This is a genomic window from Thiohalophilus sp., assembly GCF_031581315.1.
In the GTDB taxonomy this organism is placed as follows: domain Bacteria; phylum Pseudomonadota; class Gammaproteobacteria; order UBA6429; family Thiohalophilaceae; genus Thiohalophilus.
Genome location: NZ_JAVLAZ010000124.1, coordinates 1 through 4,239, shown reverse-complemented (window position 1 = coordinate 4,239; position 4,239 = coordinate 1). Strand labels below are relative to the sequence as shown.

At 56.7% G+C, this 4,239-nt stretch carries 4 protein-coding genes; all 4 read right to left on the bottom strand.

What is annotated here, in order from left to right; translation table 11 throughout:
• Positions 1 to 344: 344 nt before the first annotated feature.
• On the bottom strand, positions 345 to 1,241 hold the full coding sequence (locus RI563_RS12395; protein WP_310694698.1) for a phospholipase A: 897 nt from the start codon (positions 1,239 to 1,241) through the stop codon (positions 345 to 347).
• A gap of 100 nt (positions 1,242 to 1,341) precedes the next feature.
• Positions 1,342 to 2,244 (bottom strand): patatin-like phospholipase family protein, encoded by a 903-nt coding sequence (locus RI563_RS12390; RefSeq protein ID WP_310694697.1) that lies wholly within the window; start codon positions 2,242 to 2,244, stop codon positions 1,342 to 1,344.
• A 98-nt stretch (positions 2,245 to 2,342) separates the two neighbouring features.
• Complete coding sequence (locus RI563_RS12385; RefSeq protein WP_310694696.1) at positions 2,343 to 3,455, bottom strand: GGDEF domain-containing protein; 1,113 nt, start codon at positions 3,453 to 3,455, stop codon at positions 2,343 to 2,345.
• A 56-nt stretch (positions 3,456 to 3,511) separates the two neighbouring features.
• The coding region (locus RI563_RS12380; protein WP_310694695.1) for a DUF2189 domain-containing protein at positions 3,512 to 4,239 on the bottom strand (728 nt) is incomplete at its 5' end.

Genomic DNA, 4,239 nt, shown 5'->3' with positions numbered 1-4,239 from the left:
AAACAAATAAACTCTGCGCCTCCGCGACTCCGCGTCCTCTGCGTTATTTCCCAGCGGCCCATCGACTGAGTTCTGAGTCACGTAGGCCATCACCAGCGTAACCTGCATCACCCATCTCGGGCACCGGTATTTAACGCGGAGCTCGCGGAGGCGCAGAGACGCGGAGAACCTCTTTCAGCTCAACAAAAGCGCCAAAACAAATAAACTCTGCGCCTCCGCGACTCCGCGTCCTCTGCGTTATTTCCCAGCAGCCCATCGACTGAGTTCTTAGTTCTTAGCCCTGAGTGCTGCTTTTCCTCGCCCCTAGTACCTAGTACCTAGCCCCTAGTACCTAGCCCCTTTTCTTAAAGCCAGTCCGTCAGGGCAATTCCGATCCCGATCCGTTTCACTCTGGCGTTATAGTCGATCAGGCTCTCGCCATAGCCGTCGAAGTACTGGATAAACCACTTGGCCCGACGGCTCATGGGAAAACTCCAGTTCAGCTCGACAGCGCCCCGGTTGTCTGCCTCAAGGTTGTTACGCAGCATCAATGACAGGGTGTGCCGATCATTGGCATAGGCCAGCCGGATTTCACCGTTACCCATGTAATGCTCGATGTCCGGATTATCATCTAACTGCTGCGACCTCTGAAGCCGGTACCACGGTTTAAGGCTCACATAGAAATTCCCGCGTTCGAAAATGAACTGGGCATACAGCCGATTCCAGCTGCGGGATTTACTGCCGCTTTGTCCGTTGGATTGATGACTGAGACCGAGGGTATTTATCTTGTTGGTAAAACCAAATACTTGCCAGTTGTTTTGCATAGTCAGAAACAGTTCCGGCTCATGATTGGCTTCACGAAACGGATGTGAGTTGTCATTGTTATAGGCCTGCCAGTAGGACTGGTTGGTATAGGCGGCATATAACGTAACCCGATCACCAAATATCTCATCCGTTACCGGCATTTTGATGCTGATCTGGAATTTGACTTCGGGTTCTTCGATGGTCCCGTCCTGCTGCGGATCGAACGGGGCCTGGTTGGGTTTACTGTTGTAGGTCAACGGCAACAGGTAATTGGGTTTATGCGGAGTCAGGACAAAAGGCTGATAGCGGGTTTCATGCTCGATACGCACCCGCTTATCCAGTGGCGAAACCGGATTATCAGCCGCCTCCTGCGCCGTCACCACGGTGGGCAATAGACTGCCGATCAACAGCAAGCCAGAGTACAACCACTGGCGCGAAGAAGAATCATCTGATCGCATATCTACTCACGGTTTCTTTTTTATGTTCGTCCGCCAGATAATGCTTCAAAGAACCGGTCTGCTCGCCAGGCAGGGCAGGCAGGGTACTCTGACAATAAATTCAGCGCCGACGAATGTCATCCAGCGCCTTTTCGGCGCGCTCGTAACCCAGGTCGATCATTTCCTGAGCCCGGTGAAACTCTAAAATACCACAGGCGTTGACCGGTATCTCGATCAGATGATCCGGGTTATACGCGGCAAGGCGAAAACGGGCGATACTGTTTTGCATCGCTTCGATAGAGCGGGAGAGGATATCGAACACATCGATGTCCGGTTCCAGGTCATCGCCCAGGCCCAGCTTGTCCTGCAACTCCTCGATAAACTGACCGATGGCGCGGCGATAGCGGTTTTGATCATTGTCTTGTGATTCAGGCACGGCCTCTGTTTGTTCGAGCTCATCCTCGCTGCGCCCGCTGAGGCTGACCGCTACCGTCTTCGCTGTGCTGTCACGCAAGGTCGGCGCCACCGGCACCGGGTTGAGCAGCCCGCCATCGACCAGCAGGCGCCCGTCGCGTTTAACCGGGGTAAAGATCGTCGGGATGGCAATCGAGGCACGAATGGCCTCGAACAGGGAACCACGATTCAGCCAGATCTCGCGCCCGCGCTCGATATCGGTGGCCACCGCGGTAAAAGTGATCGGCAGTTCCTCGATATTCACATCGCCCAGCATGTCCTCGAGCTTGCCCATGACTCGCTCCCCACTGAACAGGCCGCTGCGACTGAAGGCGAAATCGAGCAGGCGCAGCACATCATATTTGCTCAGCTGGGTAACCCACTCTTCATACAGATCCAGCTTGCCGGCGGCATAAATCCCGCCAATGAGCCCCCCCATCGACGAGCCGGCAATCGCCCGGATGTGATAATCGCTGTTTTTCTCCAGCCAGCGAATCACGCCAATCTGCGCCAGTCCGCGCGCGCCGCCGCTACCCAGTACCAGGGAAAGTTCCCGCTCGCTGTGATTCATGTTCTCACCTGTCCGTGTTCAAACTGTACATTTCAACGCAGCCAGACAGCAGGACACTGCCGCGTTGTCCAACACAGCAGCATAATGCGCCAGGATGCTTATAAAATACAGACCCGATCGCGTCCGCTGCGCTTGGCCTCGTACATCGCCTCGTCCGCCCGGGAGAGCAGGCGATCGGCATCATCCGCCTGGCGCACTTCGGTAACGCCAAAACTGGCAGTCAGGCCCGACGCCAGCGGCCTGAGCCGCAGCGCTTTGACTGCGTCGCGCATGCGCTCGGCCATGGCCGCCGCGCCGTCTTGTACGGTTTCCGGCAGCAGGATCATGAATTCCTCGCCACCGTAACGGGCCAGAAAATCACTGTCACGAATACACTCTTGCAGGGTATGGGCAAGCGCCACCAGCACCTCGTCACCCACGGCATGGCCGTATTGATCGTTGATTGCTTTGAAATGATCGACATCGATCATGATGACCGACAATGGCGAGTCGTAACGCCGGGCCCGCGCCAGTTCTTCCTGCAGGCGCTCATTAAAACTGCGGCGATTGCCCACCCGGGTCAAATCATCGGTGAGCAATAGCTGTTCGATATGAGACTGGCTTTGTTGTAACTGCTGATAGGCCCGTTCGCGGTCCTTGACGAAGTAATAGAGCATCACGGCGATCAGCGAAAACCCGAGTCCCAGGTTCAACAGGAAATAAAGCGTGTTCAGCCACTGCGCCATTGGCCGGACCCGTTCGGCCAACCACGGATCCAGCAGTGCCGACAGCACCAGCAAGAGCAAAAAGACCAGCATCCAGCGCCCGGCAGCACGCAAATCGATAAAAAACAACGCGGCCAGGGGCGCGAAAAAGGCCCAGATCATCACCGCGCTGCCGTTGGCAAAACCGCCCAGACTCCACATCAAAAAGAAGGGCAGCAGCAGGATCAACCACTGCTGACTGATGAGAAAAAAATCAAACTGCTTGCTGTGGAAAAAATGCAGCGTGCTGATCAGCACGATCACGGTATAGGTCCAGGGAATCGTGCCCGACCAGGGATAGCCGGTAGCGGCGTACAACGCTCCCCAGAAGATCGCCAGCAGGGCGATCGCCGAGGAGACGATGGTCATCACCTCTTTTTTCAGGCGCAGATCATCGGAGTCCTGCTCACTGACACCATGACAGGCCCACCAGTGCAGCAGGCGCAGGGGAGTTGGAATGTTAGCCATCTACAATTGCATAAAGTTACAGCGCCGGGGGCGGGCGCATTAACTGTATCGACCATTCACTCCCCGGCTTGAACCGTCACGGCATTTTGTGGCCAGGCCGAGGCATCGATAGTTTCCTGATAGGCGTGCCAGGTGGCGTGACCGACTACCGGCATCCCCAGTGCCAGCCCCAGCAATCCGGTGGCAAACCCGAGCAGGACGATCACCCCGATCAGCCCCGCCCAGAGCAACATGGCCGGTTTATTGCGCAATACCGCGTTGATACTGGTCAACACCGCCGTCACCGTATCGGCGCGGCGATCCAGCAGCATCGGCAAAGAGAAGGCGCTGGCGCAAAAGACCACCGCGGCGAAGATCGTCCCCACTGCCGTACCCACACCGAGAAACAGGGCAAAATCGGCCAGTTCCGGGTCAGCATCCACCGGGAAAAAGACATGCACCATGGAAGCGGCCCGCGCCCAGACCAGAAACACCACCAGCAGGATCACCGCGAAAACGAGTAAATTACCCAGATGCCGGCGTCCCTCGCGCAGACAATAGCCCAGCACCGGCTGACGCCCGGCCTGCAACTGACGACTGATGGAATAGAGCCCCACCGCCATCACCGGCCCGATGAAAATAAACCCCGACAGCATTGCCAGTAACAGATAGACACTGCCGTAATGCCAGGCAACCGCACTGATGAGATAACTGATCAACAACAGCGCTACGCCATAACTGAGACTCGGCCCCGGCGCCCGGCGCAGATCCTGCCAGCCCAGCTTCAACCAGCGTAACGGTGCCC

Bases quoted from the DNA above. Each gene is read 5' to 3' on its own strand.
- RI563_RS12395 (WP_310694698.1), bottom strand. From the start codon at position 1,241: ATGCGATCAGATGATTCTTCTTCGCGCCAGTGGTTGTACTCTGGCTTG.
- RI563_RS12390 (WP_310694697.1), bottom strand. From the start codon at position 2,244: ATGAATCACAGCGAGCGGGAACTTTCCCTGGTACTGGGTAGCGGCGGC.
- RI563_RS12385 (WP_310694696.1), bottom strand. From the start codon at position 3,455: ATGGCTAACATTCCAACTCCCCTGCGCCTGCTGCACTGGTGGGCCTGT.